The organism is Dyadobacter fermentans DSM 18053, from assembly GCF_000023125.1.
In the GTDB taxonomy this organism is placed as follows: Bacteria; Bacteroidota; Bacteroidia; order Cytophagales; family Spirosomataceae; genus Dyadobacter; species Dyadobacter fermentans.
In genome coordinates, this window is sequence record NC_013037.1 from 4,876,608 (window position 1) to 4,893,625 (window position 17,018).

At 50.0% G+C, this 17,018-nt stretch carries 18 protein-coding genes; 15 read left to right on the forward strand and 3 right to left on the reverse strand.

Translation table 11 applies throughout. The features are described 5' to 3' along the window. Positions 1 to 16 precede the first annotated feature (16 nt). From DFER_RS20030 to DFER_RS29295, 7 genes are all read left to right on the forward strand, one after another. The gene (locus tag DFER_RS20030) at positions 17 to 367 is read left to right on the forward strand and encodes an ISAon1 family transposase N-terminal region protein (protein ID WP_041735337.1); all 351 of its coding nucleotides are present in this window, start codon (positions 17 to 19) and stop codon (positions 365 to 367) included. Next, entirely contained in the window at positions 363 to 1,346 is a 984-nt protein-coding gene (locus DFER_RS20035) for an ISAon1 family transposase (protein WP_041735339.1), read from the forward strand. The genes DFER_RS20030 and DFER_RS20035 overlap by 5 nt, the downstream gene beginning before the upstream one ends. Before the next feature lie 69 nt (positions 1,347 to 1,415). Then, positions 1,416 to 1,778 carry an ISAon1 family transposase N-terminal region protein gene (locus tag DFER_RS20040; RefSeq protein ID WP_015813474.1) on the forward strand — a complete coding sequence of 121 codons (363 nt, stop codon included), beginning with the start codon at positions 1,416 to 1,418 and terminating at the stop codon, positions 1,776 to 1,778. Between the two features lie 43 nt (positions 1,779 to 1,821). Then, complete coding sequence (locus DFER_RS30945; protein WP_374754546.1) at positions 1,822 to 2,154, forward strand: transposase; 333 nt, start codon at positions 1,822 to 1,824, stop codon at positions 2,152 to 2,154. Continuing rightward, the gene (locus DFER_RS20045) at positions 2,144 to 2,758 is read left to right on the forward strand and encodes an ISAon1 family transposase (protein WP_374754547.1); all 615 of its coding nucleotides are present in this window, start codon (positions 2,144 to 2,146) and stop codon (positions 2,756 to 2,758) included. Before DFER_RS30945 ends, DFER_RS20045 begins: the two co-directional genes overlap by 11 nt. A gap of 362 nt (positions 2,759 to 3,120) precedes the next feature. Further along, positions 3,121 to 3,786 (forward strand): ankyrin repeat domain-containing protein, encoded by a 666-nt coding sequence (locus tag DFER_RS20055; RefSeq protein ID WP_015813476.1) that lies wholly within the window; start codon positions 3,121 to 3,123, stop codon positions 3,784 to 3,786. Positions 3,787 to 3,957: 171 nt separating this feature from the next. Next, positions 3,958 to 5,088 carry a TlpA family protein disulfide reductase gene (locus DFER_RS29295; RefSeq protein WP_015813477.1) on the forward strand — a complete coding sequence of 377 codons (1,131 nt, stop codon included), beginning with the start codon at positions 3,958 to 3,960 and terminating at the stop codon, positions 5,086 to 5,088. A 9-nt stretch (positions 5,089 to 5,097) separates the two neighbouring features. On the opposite strand, the gene DFER_RS20065 is transcribed toward DFER_RS29295, so the two are convergent. Then, positions 5,098 to 6,255 carry a Gfo/Idh/MocA family protein gene (locus DFER_RS20065; protein WP_015813478.1) on the reverse strand — a complete coding sequence of 386 codons (1,158 nt, stop codon included), beginning with the start codon at positions 6,253 to 6,255 and terminating at the stop codon, positions 5,098 to 5,100. A gap of 123 nt (positions 6,256 to 6,378) precedes the next feature. On the opposite strand from DFER_RS20065, the gene DFER_RS20070 reads away from it, so the two are divergent. From DFER_RS20070 to DFER_RS20105, 8 genes are all read left to right on the forward strand, one after another. Beyond that, the gene (locus tag DFER_RS20070) at positions 6,379 to 8,478 is read left to right on the forward strand and encodes a bi-domain-containing oxidoreductase (RefSeq protein ID WP_015813479.1); all 2,100 of its coding nucleotides are present in this window, start codon (positions 6,379 to 6,381) and stop codon (positions 8,476 to 8,478) included. A 2-nt stretch (positions 8,479 to 8,480) separates the two neighbouring features. Then, complete coding sequence (locus DFER_RS20075) at positions 8,481 to 10,367, forward strand: alginate lyase family protein (RefSeq protein WP_229206060.1); 1,887 nt, start codon at positions 8,481 to 8,483, stop codon at positions 10,365 to 10,367. A 28-nt stretch (positions 10,368 to 10,395) separates the two neighbouring features. Beyond that, positions 10,396 to 11,682, forward strand: a complete 1,287-nt coding sequence (locus tag DFER_RS20080; protein WP_229206061.1) for a glycosyltransferase family 4 protein — start codon at positions 10,396 to 10,398, stop codon at positions 11,680 to 11,682. 50 nt (positions 11,683 to 11,732) lie between these two features. Beyond that, the gene (locus DFER_RS20085; RefSeq protein WP_015813482.1) at positions 11,733 to 12,353 is read left to right on the forward strand and encodes a thioredoxin family protein; all 621 of its coding nucleotides are present in this window, start codon (positions 11,733 to 11,735) and stop codon (positions 12,351 to 12,353) included. Positions 12,354 to 12,415: 62 nt separating this feature from the next. Then, positions 12,416 to 13,957 carry a 4Fe-4S binding protein gene (locus DFER_RS20090; protein ID WP_015813483.1) on the forward strand — a complete coding sequence of 514 codons (1,542 nt, stop codon included), beginning with the start codon at positions 12,416 to 12,418 and terminating at the stop codon, positions 13,955 to 13,957. Between the two features lie 6 nt (positions 13,958 to 13,963). After that, positions 13,964 to 14,485 (forward strand): NADH-quinone oxidoreductase subunit J family protein, encoded by a 522-nt coding sequence (locus tag DFER_RS20095; RefSeq protein WP_015813484.1) that lies wholly within the window; start codon positions 13,964 to 13,966, stop codon positions 14,483 to 14,485. Beyond that, positions 14,482 to 14,793 (forward strand): NADH-quinone oxidoreductase subunit NuoK, encoded by a 312-nt coding sequence (nuoK, locus tag DFER_RS20100; protein WP_015813485.1) that lies wholly within the window; start codon positions 14,482 to 14,484, stop codon positions 14,791 to 14,793. The genes DFER_RS20095 and nuoK overlap by 4 nt, the downstream gene beginning before the upstream one ends. A gap of 49 nt (positions 14,794 to 14,842) precedes the next feature. Further along, the gene (locus DFER_RS20105; RefSeq protein ID WP_015813486.1) at positions 14,843 to 15,289 is read left to right on the forward strand and encodes a DMT family transporter; all 447 of its coding nucleotides are present in this window, start codon (positions 14,843 to 14,845) and stop codon (positions 15,287 to 15,289) included. A 54-nt stretch (positions 15,290 to 15,343) separates the two neighbouring features. Here DFER_RS20105 and DFER_RS20110 read toward each other — a convergent pair whose 3' ends face one another. Continuing rightward, positions 15,344 to 15,841, reverse strand: coding sequence for a DUF6265 family protein (locus tag DFER_RS20110; RefSeq protein WP_015813487.1), 498 nt, complete (start codon positions 15,839 to 15,841; stop codon positions 15,344 to 15,346). Positions 15,842 to 15,884: 43 nt separating this feature from the next. Next, positions 15,885 to 17,015 carry an ATP-binding protein gene (locus DFER_RS20115; RefSeq protein ID WP_015813488.1) on the reverse strand — a complete coding sequence of 377 codons (1,131 nt, stop codon included), beginning with the start codon at positions 17,013 to 17,015 and terminating at the stop codon, positions 15,885 to 15,887. Positions 17,016 to 17,018: the final 3 nt, after the last annotated feature.

The window sequence follows — 17,018 nt, forward strand, 5'->3', positions numbered from 1 at the left end:
ATCAATATTGAATGCATTGCAAGAGTCTTATTTAGCCCTAGTCCGCTTCCTGTTACCTGAGGGTATCCTCGATTATTTCGAACTTTCCAAAATCGTTGAAGGCCTCACTGGTCTGCATATCTACCTGGAAGAAAAGAATCTTCCTCCTTCCGAGTACAAAGATCAAAAATTAGAGTCGAAGGGCTTCCTGCCCGAGATTTACATCCAAGATTTTCCCATTCGCAATCAGAAGGTTACACTTTGCATTAAGCGTCGGCGCTGGGAAGTCAAGGATACGGGTGAGATTATCAGCAGAGATTGGAATGTTGTGCAACAGGGGACTCGGATGACCAAAGAGTTCGCTGACTTTTTAAAAACAATGTATTGATAATAATCCTGTTAGTTGTTCTCAGTTAGGCAAATACTTTCATCTTGACGGCAAGCAGCTTCAACAGCAGTATAAAGACCATATAAGCGACTACAAAGACTGGGATCAACGCGAGCATGCTGCTGACTGGCTGTTGTACCCTGAGAACACCGGTCCGTATTTAAGCATTGACGAGACCTCTCTTTCCAACGGAGAGCTTTACACTATTGTGACCAATAAAGCAACCAAGGGGCGAAAAGGCTCATTGGTGGCTATGGTCAAAGGCACGCAAGCCAGCTCTGTCATCGAGGTTTTGAGAAAGATTCCCAAGCGCATCCGCGGCAAAGTACGGGAAGTGACGCTGGACATGGCCGCCAACATGGGGTTGATAGTCAGTCGATGCTTTCCGAAGGCGTCAAAGGTTATTGATCGTTTCCATGTCCAGAAACTAGCCTTTGATGCAGTACAAGAAATTAGGATACAACATCGGTGGCGGGCTTTGGATCAAGAAAATCAAGCTATTGAAGAGGCCAGACAATCCGGTTTGGCATATCAGCCCGAGATTCTTTCTAATGGCGATACTCTTAAACAGCTGCTAGTCAGGAGCAGGTACTTGCTTTTCAAGCATCATGAAAAATGGACCTTCTCACAGGTCCAGCGTTCCCGGCTACTTTTTGAACGTTACCCACTTATCGAGCAGGCTTACAAGCTCGCAACAGGCTTAGGAACCGTTTTTCGGGTTTGCAAGTCCAAAGAGCAGGCATTTAAAAAGCTGGCGCTCTGGTACAATCAGGTAGAAGATTGCGGCCTGGATTCTTTCAAAACTGTGGCCAGGTCCATTCAAACGCATTATCTGGACATCCTAAACTGCTTCAATAACAGGAGCACCAACGCTTCAGCTGAATCATTCAATGCGAAGATCAAGGCTTTTAGGTCATCTTCCAGAGGCGTGAGGGATATTCAATTCTTCCTATTCAGGCTTACCAAACTCTATGCTTAACTTCCCCCCAAGAATTCTGCTTGATCCATGATTTTTCTAGGTTTGTATATTTAATAAACCTAGTCTGTTTTGGAGAGTTTCCTGCCTATTATTCCGTTTCTACTACCAGAGTTCATCCTCGAAAATTTTGAATTAACCTCCATCGACCGGCAGGACGGTGTATTTCATGTGCATATCGACGAGAAGAATGCAGATGAGAATGACCCGGAAAGGAAGAACCTGCTCTCCAAGGGCTTTTTTCCGACAATTACTGTTCAGGATTTCCCAATTCGGGGCCATAAGGTCTTTCTTCACATCAAGCGTCGCAGGTGGCTCAATACCAAAACAGGAAAAGTAGTTTACAGAGACTGGACTGAGGTAGGTAATGGAACGCGAATGACGAGTGAATTCGCGAATTTTTTAAAAGATATCAGTCGATACCAGCCCGAATAGCGCCTGGTCGGTCGGACGGTTCTACGGTATTAACGGCAGAGCTTTGCTACGCCATTACCGTGATTTTCAGAGTGGATTTAAAGATTGGAACCAACGGAAGCATGCCAAGAAGTGGCTGCTATTTCCTCAAAATCTGGGATCTCGCCTATCAATCGACCAGACTAGTCTTTCGCATGGTGAATTGTACACAATCCTTACCAATAAAGCTGCAAAAGGCGGGAAAGGAAGTATAGTTGCCATTGTTGCTGGTACAAAGGCTGAAACGGTTATTGAGATTATCCGTAAAATCCCGGAATCTCTGCGGAAGAAAGTGTCTGAAATTACGCTTGACATGGCTGGCAGCATGACGGTCCGCCGCCGCGGCAATGATCGCTAAGCGATGTTTTCCGCGCGCATTACGGGTCACCGACCGTTTTCACGTGCAAAGGTTAGCTATTGAAGCCTTGCAAGAAATCCGCATCAAACATCGCTGGGAAGCATTAGATCTGGAAAACGATGCCATTGAGCGGGCAAAGGCTAATCAGGTCGAATATCAGCCAGAAGTGTTACCTAATGGTGATACCTTGAAGCAATTATTGGCGCGTGGCAGATATGCGTTGTATAAAAAGCCTAATACGTGGACTGACAATCAAAAAGAGAGGGCTCAACTGCTTTTTGAACTCTTTCCAGACCTTAAAAAAGCATATGATCTGGCTCAGGAGCTAAGCAACATTTTCACCAACACAACCGAAAAGATTTACGGATTAACCAGACTAGCGAAGTGGCATGAAAAAGTCAGGCAGTCAGGCTTCAAATCCTTCAACACCGTCGCCAGATCTATAGAGAATCACTACAAGACCATTGTCAATTATTTTGATAACCGGAGCACCAACGCATCTGCTGAGTCTTTTAATGCTAAGATCAAAGCGTTCAGGGCTCAGTTCCGAGGTGTCAGAAATATCGAATTCTTCTTATATCGCCTCACTCAGCTATATGCTTAATCCAAGTTACTCCACAAGTTTTGGTCTTGATCCAGCATCTGCCCGCGCGGCGTCCGCTTACAAGCAGGGGGTCGGGGACGGTCCGCCGCTGCGGTTCGAATCCCTCAACTCCCACGAAAGCACCGAGAAATCGGTGCTTTTTTTGTTTTTAATCCTTCCCAAGTTCAGCCGCTGCGACGGTTCGCCGCTGCCGATCGAATCCTCAGTTTCCGGATCAGCCCGAAAAGTTGGCGAGCTTCAAATGAAGTTGTTGTTTCTTTCGAAGTAATGAATCATCCAAACATCAGCATGAATTCCGCAAACGGGTAGCGACAAGCTTCGCGTACCTTGTTGCTGGTATTTCCAATGAATCAATTGAAGCTATGAAAACGATATTGCTGCTTCTGCTGGCGGGTATGTTTGCATCTTGTAATGCGAATGATCAGCCGGTCACAAACGAGATGAATATGCGACAGGACAACTTAATCGAGCTGGTAACAAAAAACGACCTCGAAGGCATGAAGAAGGCGCTCGCTGCCGGAGCTAATGTAAATACAAGGGACAATCGTGGACGTACGCTCCTGTTGTTGGCGACTATCGACAAACAAACGGCGATGGCCACGCTGCTCGCCGAGAATGGCGCTGATGCCAATTTGCAGGATGATATTCACGACAGCCCGTTCCTTTACGCAGGGGCTACCGGGCAAACGGAGCTGGTGAAAATTTTCCTGGCTCGTGGCGCGCGGTTTGACATTTTCAACCGGTACAATGGAACCGCATTGATCCCCGCATGCGAACGCGGACACGTGGAAACCGTGAAAGTGCTGGTCGGCACGAAAGGCTTCCCGGTTAATCATGTGAATCGGCTCGGCTGGACCGCATTAATGGAAGCGATAGTGTTGGGAAACGGAAGTAAAAAGTATCAGGAAATCGTGCAGATCCTCAAAGATGGGGGTGCCGATGTTGGAATTCCCGACCACGACGGTGTCACACCGTTGCAGCACGCCAGAAATCGCGGTTTTGCTGAGATTGTGAAGATTTTGGAATGAAAAAACGGAGGACCGGAGAAACGAAGGAAAGGACGGTAGAAGATAATGTGTAGAAAGTGCGAATGGCGGCCGACCGGTCGCCATTTCTTTTAGGATGATTTTTATAATATATAATTTTATTTTATATATAAAATTGGTTACAATTGCGTATCAAATAAAAGCTGATAGGCAATGGAAAACAAACGGTTTGATCCCGACTTTTTTAGGATTATCGAGTTGCTTTTGATGATTGGTCTATTGTCCGCGTGCGGAGAGACGAGTGAAATAGTCGTTCGTGGCGATCTGCGGGGGGCCGATACGTTTCTGGAAGGGAAGCGGATCTTCCTGGAAAATGCAGAAACGCGCTACTTTGTAGATACAACCGTAGTGCGCGATGGACAATTCGAATTCCAAATCGACACGCAAAAGGACTTTATCCCCTTCCGTGCGGCCATCTATTTTGAAACCGGGAATCCCGAATGGCCGCGTCAGTTGATTGGTTATCGAAACCCCTATTTTATGAAGACCGGCGAGGTGAATTTTTATGCGGAAAGAGGTCTGATGGAGCTTCAATTGGATACAATCCGCGTATTTACACCAAAAAATACGGAGGTAATGTTCAACATAAAGGACGTTAATCGGCAAACCAGTACGCTCTTTCACCATTTTAGTTTAAAAACCGGCGCCCAAAATGTTGCCGCTAACCGAGCCTACAATCGGTCGTTGGTCGAGAGGCATCCTTATTCGTTGGATCTGCTGCGCAATTTGAATTTCAGGAAGGCGGCGCTCCAACCCGATGAAGCCAAAGAATTGCTCGCACTTTTCGATCCACAGCTGCATACGAACCCAGTTTATATTACCCTGCAAAACTATGCGATGCTCGAAAACAAAACCGGCAAGGATTTTCCCGCGACAGTCGCGTTGAAAACGGCAGACGACCGGCTTTACGACGAAGCGCTGCTAGATCCAACCAAACATAATCTCATTGTTTTCTGGGCAAGCTGGTGCGGGCCTTGCAGGATGGAAATTCCGCAAATCAAAAAGCTTTACGAGCGCAGTAATGCAAAGCTGAATATCGTAAGCATATCTGTCGATAAGGATCAGGGTGCCTGGAAGGGTGCGATGCAGAAGGAGCAAATGCCCTGGAAGCAATTTCTGTTGCCCGCAGGCGAAACTTACGCGATGCTGGACAAAAAGTACAATCTGGAAACCATTCCCGTTTGGATGCTGCTCGATCACAAGGGCAAAATGATCGAGCAGCATGTGGGTTACGACACCGGCGAAAATGCGATGGATTTAAAAGTGGCCAAGCTTTTGAAATGAATGCAAACTCTACAACCGCACCTCGCCACCAAGCTCCGCCGAGCGCAGCCCCGCTTCCAGCACCTGAATAATCTTTAATCCATCCGCAAAGTCCGGTTTGATGTCCGTATCGTTTTCAATGGCATTCAGAAAGTCAACCACTGCGTGTACGAACGCGTGTTCGTAGCCGATTATGTGCCCGGCGGGCCACCAGTTGCCGGCGTACGGGTGAATGGATTCCGTCGCGAGGATCGTCCGGAAGCCGTGTTCGCCTTTGGTGTCTTCGTTGGAATAGTATTGCAGCTCGTTCATTCGTTCGAGGTCGAAAACGAGACTACCCTTGCTGCCGTAGATTTCGAATGTGAGGCGATTTTTGCGGCCTGTCGCAAAGCGCGTCGCTTCGAACGAGCCGATAGCGCCGTTTTCGAACCTTACCATCATTAATGCCGCGTCTTCGACGGTTACTTCACCCATTTCGTCGCCCTTGGATGCGCCGGAGAGGCTGCCGGTGGCGGTTTCATCGGCGATGGGGCGCTCTTTGATGAAATTCGTGGTGAGTGCGGACACGGACGTAACGTCGCCGATAAGAAAATGGGCCAGGTCGACCGCGTGCGAGTTGAGGTCCCATTGCGGCCCGGCCTGCGCAGTTTCCTTTTTCAATTGCCAGGTGAGCGGAAATGACGGGTCAACGATCCAATCCTGCTGATAGGCACAGCGCCAGTGGAAAATCCGGCCGATTTTGCCCTCTTCGATCATCTTTTTGGCAAGCGCGACAGCCGGGACGCGGCGGTAGTTATGGTTGAGATAGTGCTTCACGCCCGTTTCCTGGCACACTTTCAGCATTTCGGCGGCCTGCTCGCTGGTCATGGAAAGTGGTTTTTCGCAGAAAATATGCTTGCCTGCTTTCGCCGCGGCCAGGGCAACTTCGTAATGAAGGTTCTGAGGCAATGCGATGTCGATGATATCGATGTCGGGCCGGGTCACGAGTTTTTGCCAATCAGGTTCGGTTTCTTCCCAGCCCCAGTTTTGGGCAAACTCCGAGAGGGATTCCTGATGGCGGCCGCAGGCTGCTTTGAGGACCGGCGTTGAAGGCGTATCGAAAAACAACGGCGCCTTGATCCACGCATTACTGTGCGCGCGACCCATGAATTTGTAACCGACTATGCCAACATTGATCTGTTTTTTCATGAAAAATTTGTGTGGTTAAGATGATGTGCTGAACTGATTTTGCCAAAAGTATTAAATCTGGATGATTGGATTTAATTCGTAAATTCCTATACCCGACATTTACTCAAACTGCACACTATATCTATGAAACAACTTGTCCAGAATCTCCGGACGGGAGAGACATTCGTATTGAAAGTGCCCGTACCGCTCGCCAGAAAGGGCTATGTGCTCATCCGAAGCCGGAAAAGCCTCATTTCTGCCGGCACGGAACGAATGCTGGTCCGGTTTGCCAAAGCCGGTTTTTTAGCCAAAGCCCGCCAGCAGCCCGATAAGCTGCGCCTCGTTCTCGACAAAATCAGGACCGATGGCTTTTTGAAAACGACACGCTCAGTGCTCCGCAGGCTGGATCAGCTCCTGCCGTTAGGTTATTGTAATGTGGGCGAAATAGTGGCGATAGGCGACGGCGTGGAGGGCTTTACCATTGGTGACCGGGTGGTGAGCAATGGTCCGCACGCGGAAATGGTGTGTGTGCCGGTAAACCTGGTTGCAAAAGTACCAGCCAATGTGCCCGACGACGAGGCCGCATTCGCGGTGCTGGGTGCTGTGGGGCTGCATGCCGTACGTTTGCTCGCGCCGGCGCTGGGCGAGCGCGTGGCGGTAATCGGACTGGGGCTGGTCGGTTTGATGGTGGTGGACCTGCTGCTCGCGCAGGGATGCCAGCCCATTGGCCTGGAACCGGATGAGGCACGGATGCGAATCGCGGACAAGAAAGGAATCCCGGTGCTCAATCCGCTCAAAACGGCCCCGGCAGCCATTCTGGAACGATATGGCGAAATGGACGCGGTGATCATCACAGCCTCGGGGAAGTCGCCGGGAATTATTTCAATGGCCTCTGCGATCTGTCGGAAAAGAGGCAAAATCGTGCTTACAGGCGATGTCCCGCTGCATCTGAACCGCTCCGATTTTTATCAAAAAGAACTTACATTCCAGGTTTCCTGCGCCTACGGGCCCGGGCGCTACGACCACGCGTACGAGGAATTGGGGCTTGACTATCCCTTACCGTACGTCCGCTGGACAGAAAATCGCAATTTCCAGGAAGTGCTGCGACTGCTCGCGAGTGGAGCCCTTCGCGTAATACCGCTGATTTCGGGTCACATTACATTGGAGGACTATTCTAAAATTCACACGAATAAGGCAAAACCGCTGGGAATAGTGATTGACTACGACGGTAAATGCAAGTCCGATGAACCTTTGATCGTTGAGCGGGTAAAGACATTCGGTAGGGCAAAAGTGGTGGCTGCGGTCATCGGGGCGGGAAATTTTGCCGGTATGACGCTGTTACCCTCTCTTCGTGGAAAGCCGGTTAAATACATCGCGAGTTCAGGCGGGTTAAGGGCCGCTGAACTAGCCCAAAAGCACGGCATTCCGCTAGTACTTTCAGATTACCGGCAGATTTTGGAGGACAACGAGGTCAATCTGGTGATCATCGCGACGCGCCACGACCAGCACGTGCCCATTGTGATTGATGCATTGCAGGCCGGGAAGCATGTTTTTGTTGAAAAGCCGCTGGCGATCGATGCGCAGGGTATTGATGCCGTGCAATCAGCCTTCAAGCAAGCGCCCGCACCCGTTTCACTCACCGTTGGCTTCAACAGAAGATACGCGCCGCAGATTTTGAAAATGTGCGAATTGCTGGATGGCGCACCGATGAACATCACAATCACCGTGAATGCGGGTAACATCTCGGAAAATGCGTGGGTGCACGACGGCACGCGGGGCGGCGGTCGGTTGGTTGGCGAAGCATGTCATTTTATTGATTTGGTGACATGGCTGGCGCAGAGCCCCGTAAAGGAAGTTTGTGCCAATGCCCTCACTGTTCGCGGTTGTATGAGTGCTGAAAATGTAAGTGTGCTGATGCGTCTCGAAAATGGCTCTGCCGGAGTCGTTAACTATTTTTCAAACGGTCATGGTGGTTATCCAAAGGAGCGCGTGGAGGTACATTCGCTCGGGCGAACATTGGTTCTGGACAATTTCAGAAAGCTTACCGGCTATGGTTTTCGGGATTTCAACGAGGAAAAGCTGCAACCGAATAAAGGACATCAAGAGCAATTCGATAGGTTGTTTGAACACATTTCCACCGGAAAAGGACCGCTTATGCGGGCAGAAGAGATCTGGAATTCGAGCCGGGCCGCATTGGCGGCGCGGGATAGCCTGTGGATGGGCGGTTGGGTGAAAGTAGTATGAAAATGCTCCGGGACTTGTCGCTGCTTTGGCATATTGTTCGCCAAATGGGCTGGGGATATGTACTTTTTCGCGCTGGTTATTGGCTAGAAGGCAAAACCGGCTTGCTCCGACTTCGTTTTCCCAAACGATCAACCAGGCGATCGTTCATTAGCCTCCGGGAATGGCGAGATCGCAACCCTGCATTTCTCTTCGATCCTCATGAGGTGAATGTGAGCAGGAATGCGGGGCTTCACGAGTTGAAGTGGCGGGTTAGCCAAATCAGGCGCCGGAGGTTTCAGTATTTCAGCAGTCAATGGTTTGATGTTCACGATTGGCATACTAATCCGCTGACAGGCTATCGGTACAATGTGAATGAGCATTGGTCGCTAGTGGATGACTTTTCGGTAACGGCGGGAGATATCAAATATGTCTGGGAAAAATCGAGGTTTACATTTCTGTATGACCTCATTCGATATGACTATCATTTCAATGAGGATCAATCTGCGGAGGCTTTCACACTGATTTCCGATTGGATCGCTCAAAATCCCGTCAATCGCGGCCCGAACTGGAAATGCAGCCAGGAAATCGCCCTGCGTGTGTTAAACTGGACTTTTGCATTGCATTACTTTCGAGGCTCGCACGCATTGAACCAAAGTCTACTCGATCAAATACTGTGCAGCATTTACGACCAAATCCGGCATGTTGCCCAAAACATCCGTTTTTCCAGGACTGCCGTCCGCAACAACCATATCCTTACCGAAGCAATGGGCCTTTTTACAACCGGGTTAACATTCCCGTTTTTCCCCGAAAGTCCGGAATGGGAAAAGGCAGGCAAGGAGTTATTTGAAAGAGAAATCATCACGCAAATCGCGCCGGATGGAACGTATCTGCAATTTTCCATGAACTATCACCGGGTGGTAGTGCAACTGCTCACCTGGGGAATCCGGCTGGGCGAGGTGCATGGCGATTGTCTCTGCGAAACCGTTTATGCACAGGCGAAGGCTTCGCTGGTGTTTCTGAGAACCTGCCAGGATGATAGCAATGGTCAACTTCCTCACTACGGGCATTGCGACGGCGCCCTGTTTTTTCCGCTATCGGAGTGTGAGTTCAGGGATTTTCGCCCTCAAATGGCTGCTTTGGCAAATGTGCAGGGTGTTGATTTGGGTTATCAGACGGGAAAATGGTTGGAGGAAAGCCATTGGTTGTGTGGACATCGCCGACCGATAGCGGCACAAATCAATCCCCGCTGCTTGTCAACTTTCCGGGATGGGGGCTACCATGTTATCCGAAATGCCGGCACAATTACATTCCTGCGCTGCGGAAGTTACAAGAGCCGGCCATTTCAGGCAGATAACAATCATCTCGATATCTGGATAAATGGTCGAAATATCCTGCGCGACGCCGGAACGTGGCTTTACAATGCCGATGAGGAATCGACGCGGTATTTTTCCGGCACCCGCTCGCATAACACGGTTACGATCGGTGATTTCGACCAAATGCAGAAAGACCGGCGTTTCATTTGGACGCACTGGATCACCAGCGCCAATGGCCAATGCGGCCGCGGCAACGATGAATGCTGGATTGAAGCCGAGTTCGAGGGGTTTCGCCATGTAGGCAAGGATATCGTCCACAAGCGGCGTGTCATAAAGCAGGTTGGCCGGCTCCACTGGGTAATCGAGGACTGGGTAGCGAACGTGCCGACCGGCTTGCAAGTCCGGCAGCGATGGCATCCCGATGAACATTTCAGCCGCGATTTCTGCATCCGGACGTTCGACGAGCACGGACATGAAATTCTTCCTGTCGTCGACTCGGGCTGGTATTCAGCTTTTTATGGTCATAAAATCCAAAGTAATATGCTGGTTTTCGAAACTTCCGGGAATTATTTCAAAACCATCATCGAAAAAATATAAGTGACCAATGCACCAGGTTGTCGTATCAATGGAAAACGACAACTTGAACATGCATATCCTGCTCATTCACCAATATTTTCTGGAAGACAATGCCGGCGGCGGCTCGCGGTGGAACGAGATGGCGCGGATCTGGGCCGAGGAGGGGCATGCCGTGACGGTGATCGCCGGGGATATCCATTATATGCACGAAACCGGGGCGGGAGTGAGGCGTGAGCGTTTCGCAGTCGGTGTGAATGGGGACGGCGTCACGGTCATTCGCTGCAAGTTGCCGCGAAATTATCATATCGGCTTGCGGGGACGGTATTGGGGCTATGTGTTTTTCGCGATGGCCGCCGTGTATGCCGGTCTGCGCAGGGCGGTTTCGGTATATGACTGCATTATAGCCACGTCGCCACCACTATTTGCAGGCATTCCGGGGCTGATTCTTTCTAAATGGAAGCGCATTCCGTTCGTTTTCGAGATCCGCGATTTATGGCCGGAGTCAGCCGTTGAAATGGGTATAGTCAAAAACCGGATGCTCATTCGGCTGGCAGTTTTATTTGAAAAATACCTCTACCGAACAGCCGCGCGGATCATCGTGCTGACGCCCGCCTTTCGCGAAAAGCTGATCCTGACGAAAGGGGTTGAGCGTGAAAAAATAGTGTTAATCCCTAACGCGGCAGACTTTCGATGGAGTGAACAGGCGCTGGCAAGCTCGGCCCCGGTCGCATTACGCGCAAAGCTTGGCCTCGAAAAGAAATTTGTGATTATTTACGTAGGCGCACATGGATTGGCGAACGATCTCATTCAACTCTTGCACGCCGCTGCATTGCTCCGCGATACGGATGCGCACTTTCTGATGGTGGGCGATGGCATGCAGAAGCAAATGCTGATGGACAAAGTGGCGGCATTGGGCCTGCATAATGTCTCATTTCTGGACCCGGTGCCTAAGGAGGAAATTTTCCATTACATTATCATGGCTGACGCCGGAGTAGCTGTTTTGAAGAAAGCAGAGGTTTTTAAAACCATTTACAGTAACAAAACATTTGACTACCTCTCCTGCAAAAAACCGGTGCTGATGGCGATCGACGGCATTTCGCGCATATTGATAGAACAAGCAGCGGCAGGGCTGTTCGCCGAGCCGGGCAATGCGGCAAACTTTGCGGATAAAGTGCGGGTTTATATGAACGACCGGGCGCTTTTGCGCAAACATGGTGAAAATGGCTATGACTTTGTCCGGCGGAATTTTGATCGCGGCGTGCTGGCGAAAGATTTGTTGAAAGGACTTCAAAAGATGCGCGTGAGCAATTGTAAAACAGACCGTTTCGTAAGCTGAAAAGTGAACCGAATGTGTCTACGAGGGGTTTCTTAATAAATGAAACTCGAATGAAAAACATCGCACATTTGCTCCCCGAATCGGTTAGAAACGGGGCATATACATATTCCGGTTACATGCAGTTGATGGAACAGGTCGTTCTCGAAAACCGGACCACCGGACCCAAGCAGTCCGAAGAGCTCAGCCATTATACAAAGCTCAATCTGGCCAGAATGCAGCGGCTCAACAAAAAGGTTACTGTTAGCGATTCGTTGAAGGAAGTTATCGAACAGATAGACATCCCGCAAACCTGGTATATCCTTACCGAAGCCTGGTGTGGCGATGCGGCCCAGAATATCCCGCCGATAGTGGCGGCCTCGCTGGCCAACCCATTGATCACCGTTAAATTGCTGCTTCGCGACGAAAATCTGGACCTGATGGGCGCATATCTGACAAACGGAGGCAAATCTATCCCCAAGCTCATCGCGGTGGACGAGGATTTTAACGAGCTCTTCACCTGGGGGCCGCGCCCGGCGGGGGCTCAGATGCTCTTGCGGGAGTACAAAGCGAATCCGGTGAAGCCTTACAGTGAGTTTGCGGAGGATATCCAGCGCTGGTACATTGCGGATAAAAACGAGTCGCTGCACCGCGAATTGCAGGAGCTTTTGGAAGCAGTGGCCGTGGATAAGTAAGTTTTTAAACCGTTTACTCTATATTTGTCGTAGGGTAAATGCAATACCAACGAACAGGGATTTTGTCAGAATACTTTAAAAATATATCCGACGGCATCAGTACGACCCTCACGGGCATGCGGCTGACGTTACGGCACCTCTGGAATGCGCGCAAAAGCCGTAAGCCTGCGGATATCCGTTCATCCAGCTTTTACGACCAGCAGGATGGGATCGTCACCATCCAATACCCCCAGGAAACCATTCCCATTCCAGACAATGGCAGGTACCGTTTGCACAATGAAATGGACGACTGCATTGTTTGCGACAAATGTGCGAAGGTTTGTCCCGTGGATTGTATTGACATTGAGCCTATTAAAGCCGTAGAGGACGTTGGTCGCGCCTCCGACGGTTCGCCGATCCGTTTGTATGCGGCGAAGTTCGATATCGACATGGCCAAATGCTGTTATTGCGGTCTTTGCACCACGGTTTGTCCGACGGAATGCCTTACGATGACGAAAACTTTCGATTACAGCGAGCTGGATGTGCGGGATATGGTTTACAATTATTCCAACCTTACAACCGAGCAAGCTGACGAAAAGCGCATGCTGCTGGAACAATTCCAGAAGGAAAAAGAGGCGTTGAAGGCCGCCAAAGCCGCCACGCCAGCCGCAGCTGCATCAGCTGGGGCCGCACCGGCTACGACTGCACCGGCGCGACCGGTTTTCAAACCAACCGCGAAGCCCAAGCCGGCAGAAGAGCCTGCATCTGAAACTGCCAGCCAGGAGCCAGCCGCGCCGACTCCAAAACCGGCATTCAAACCGGTCATGAAGCCAAAAAAGGCGGAAGAAAACACACCAGCTGTCGATCCCGCTCCTACGGAAAAGCCTACCGCCGGCAAACCGGTATTCCGCCCTACATTGAAACCGAAAGTGGTATCGGAGGAAAATGCAGAGAAACCGGTTGCCGAAACGCCAGCTGAACCGGCAGAAAAACCGGTTGCGGCAAAACCTCCGTTCCGCCCGACCATGAAGCCGAAGGCTGCTTCGGAGGAAAATGCAGAGAAACCGGTTGCGGAAACGCCTGCTGAACCAGCAGAAAAACCGGTTGCAGCGAAACCTCCATTCCGCCCGACGATGAAGCCGAAAGCTGTTTCGGAGGAAAATGCTGAGAAAACTGTTTCGGAAACGCCTGCTGAACCAGCAGAGAAACCGGTTGCAGCGAAACCTCCATTCCGCCCGACGATGAAGCCGAAAGTGGTTGCCGATGATAATGCGGAGAAACCAGTTGCCGAGGCTCCTGCTAAACCGGCAGAGAAGCCGGTTGCTGCGAAAACTCCATTCCGCCTGACGATGAAGCCGAAAGCTGTTTTGGAGGAAAATGCAGAGAAACCGGTTGAAGAAGCGCCTGCTGAACCAATAGAGAGACCGGTTGCTGCCAAACCTGCGTTTCGCCCAACTATGAAGCCGAAAGTGGTTGCAGAAAATAATGCGGAAAAGCCCGTTGCCGAAGTGCCTGCCGAGCCAGCTGAAAAACCAGTTGCAGAAGCCCCGGCAGAACCAGCAGAGAAACCAGCTGCGGCAAAACCGGCATTTCGCCCCACAATGAAACCCAAACCCAAGGAATAGGCCAACATGGAAGCGATTATTTTTTACATCTTCTCTGCGCTGACCCTCCTGGCCGGGCTTTTTATCCTTGTGTCGAGAAACCTGATCTACGGCGCATTCGCATTGTTCCTGGCATTTCTGGGCGTAGCCGCGTTGTATGTGCTCGCAGGAGCGGATTTCCTCGCCGTTTCGCAGATCATGATCTACGTCGGCGGCATTCTGGTGCTTCTCATATTTGGGATCATGCTTACCCAAAAACGGGAGAAAAGTGATGATTCCACCCGGCACAACCGCGTTGATGTGCCGATTACCCGGAGAATCTGGGGTGTCCTGGCCGGTGTCGGTTTCTTCGGGCTGCTCGTAAAAGTGATCCTATCCTCGGATTTTGCCATGGCCGGGGCAGAAATGAGCACCAAATCGACGATCAGGACGATCGGTGTGGAGTTGATGACCAGCCATTTGCTGCCGTTCGAAGTGGCGGCAATATTGCTTCTCGTTGCGCTGATCGGCGCCGCTTATCTTGCATTAAACCGAAATCCAGCGCCATGACGACTGTACCTGTTCAATATTATCTGATTGTCGCGGCAGCTTTGTTCAGCATTGGTTTGGCCATTGCCATTACCAAACGGCATTACATTGGTATGTTATTGGGGATAGAGTTGATGCTTAATGCCGTCAATATCAATCTGGTAGCATTTGGAAGACATGATCCTGAGCAATTGAGCGGCCAGCTGTTTGCATTGTTCGTGATTGTCGTTGCGGCGGCGGAGGTGACTGTGGCCCTGGCGATTATTCTGCGGGTGTACGGCCATTTCAAAACCGTCGATCCCGATAAGGTGAATGAATTGAAGCAATAATCTGATCCGAAACTAAGCCAAATTTGCGTAAAATTTACCATTCAGCTGCATGAACTGGATTTTCCTGATCTTAGCTTTTCTTATTGGTATCAGCAATGCCGTTCAGTCGGGAGTGAACACACAGCTCCGCGAATCCATCAATAACCCGATTTTGGCGGCCATGACGTCCTTTTTCGTTGGGCTGCTCGTTTTGAGCATTGCATTTGCCTGCTTCAATCAAAACCCTGTGCCGTCGCTGGCCGACCTGAAACAAGTTTCCTGGACGCGCTTCATGGGTGGCGTGCTGGGTGCGTTTTACGTGATCACTGTTATTTTTATCGTCCGCAATATCGGTCCGGCCAACATGATGTGCCTGATCATCGCCGGGCAAATGGTGACCGTAATGACGATCGATCATCTTGGTTTACAGGGATTTGCGGTACACCAGATGAACCTGCCACGCATTCTCGGGACGATCCTGCTCGTCGCCGGTGTTTACCTGATCCTCAAAAATTAGGACAAAAAAATAGCAGCCCGAGGCGAGCTGCTATCCGAAAGTTTTGATGAAGAATCAGGGAATCTTGTTGAAAATAAACAAGTCTACAAAGCTCCATTTATCGTTTTCCTTCTTGCCGCGCTGAATCACGAGCTGGGTAGGAGAGCGTCTCTCATATATGATCCGCACCGAAGCATCGTCTTTTTCAAACAACGCCTCGTTCTTTTTGGCTTCAATGAATTTGTAACGGTCGGCTACTTCTTTTTCTTCGAGAGAAATCATGCCGGGTTTGAAGTGCTTCACCATCGCAACCGGTCCTTTGTCAGTCTGCTCGAATGCAAATATCTCATAAAGAGCGGGCTTGTCATCCTTGATCATGCGGATAAAGCCGACGATGTTGTTGCCTTTAGGCGCAGTCCAGGAAGCTTCGATCGGGCCGCCGTTGTAGGTTCCCAGCCAGCGACCGTCGAGGAATGCGATGTCGTTCAGCGTGCCTTGCGCCTGCGCGAATGTGGCCGTGAGGAAAAGTACAAATGCCAGGCAAGCCTTTCTGATTGTGTTGAATTGGGTCATTGAGATTTAGGTTGTGAATTGAGTTGGCAAATTAATAGAAATGTTAGGAAATAAAATCCAAATAATTGTCACGGTTGATCAATTCAAAGCTCGCGTCGGGGTAGGCATTGGCAAATGCGGCCGGGATTTTGGCGCGTTCATCCTTCCATTTGAACTCAAATGCCGACAAGCGTCCATTGTCCCATTCCAGCCAGTCAATTTCCTGCTGGTCGTAGGTTCTCCAAAAATAGAAGTCTGCGTGGCGTTTGGCGTAAGCCAGCTTTTTAATCCTTTCGCTAATCAGATAATTCTCCCAAAGCTCACCGATATCTGTCCGTAATGCAAGGGGCCGCAGGTCGTTGATGATCGCATTCCGTACGCCGTTATCGTGAAAGTGCCAGCGGCTGCTTTTTGTAATCTCCTTTCGAAGATTTTTGCTATAACCTCCTATACGTCTTAAAATGAACACTTTGGAAAGAAGATCCAGGTATTTCTCGACTGTGTTTTTACTGATATTCAGTGAGACGCCCAGTTGCTGGAACGATACCTCCTTACCTACCTGGTAAGCGACCAATCGCAGGAGGTCTTTCACCTTTTCCGCATTTCGAACGCCCTCGAATGAGAGAATATCCTTCAAGAGATATGCATTCACGAGATCTTTGAGATACGCTTCTTTTTCCTTCAAAGAGGTAAGTTGAAGCAGTTCGGGGTAACTGCCGTAAATCACGCGCTCTTCCAATCGCTGGCGCGTTTCCAGCAAATTCTCGGTAGAAGACAACTCCTGCTGTGCAATGGGATAAAGGTCATGAAAATAGGCTCTGCCCGTAAGCGGCTCGCCTGCCTGCTGTGCCAAATCAAATGCGGAGGAGCCTGTCGCGATGATCCTGAGGCCCTTCACGTGATCGACGATGAGTTTCAGCTTTTTCCCAATGTCCGGAATCGCTTGTGCTTCATCAATCACCAACAGTTCATAGTCGGCGAAAAGGCGTTGATAATTGGCGATGCTATTTTGAGCTAACAGATTTTGCGCGTCAATGTCCTCTCCTTCCAGCGTAAGGACTTTGAAAGAAGTATCTGCCATGATTTTCTGCACAAGAAAAGTTTTCCCTACCCGCCTGGTGCCGGTGATGATATTGACCTTATTAGGTACTAAATGGTCAATGATCCGTTTATACAATGAGCGATTGATCTCCATAAA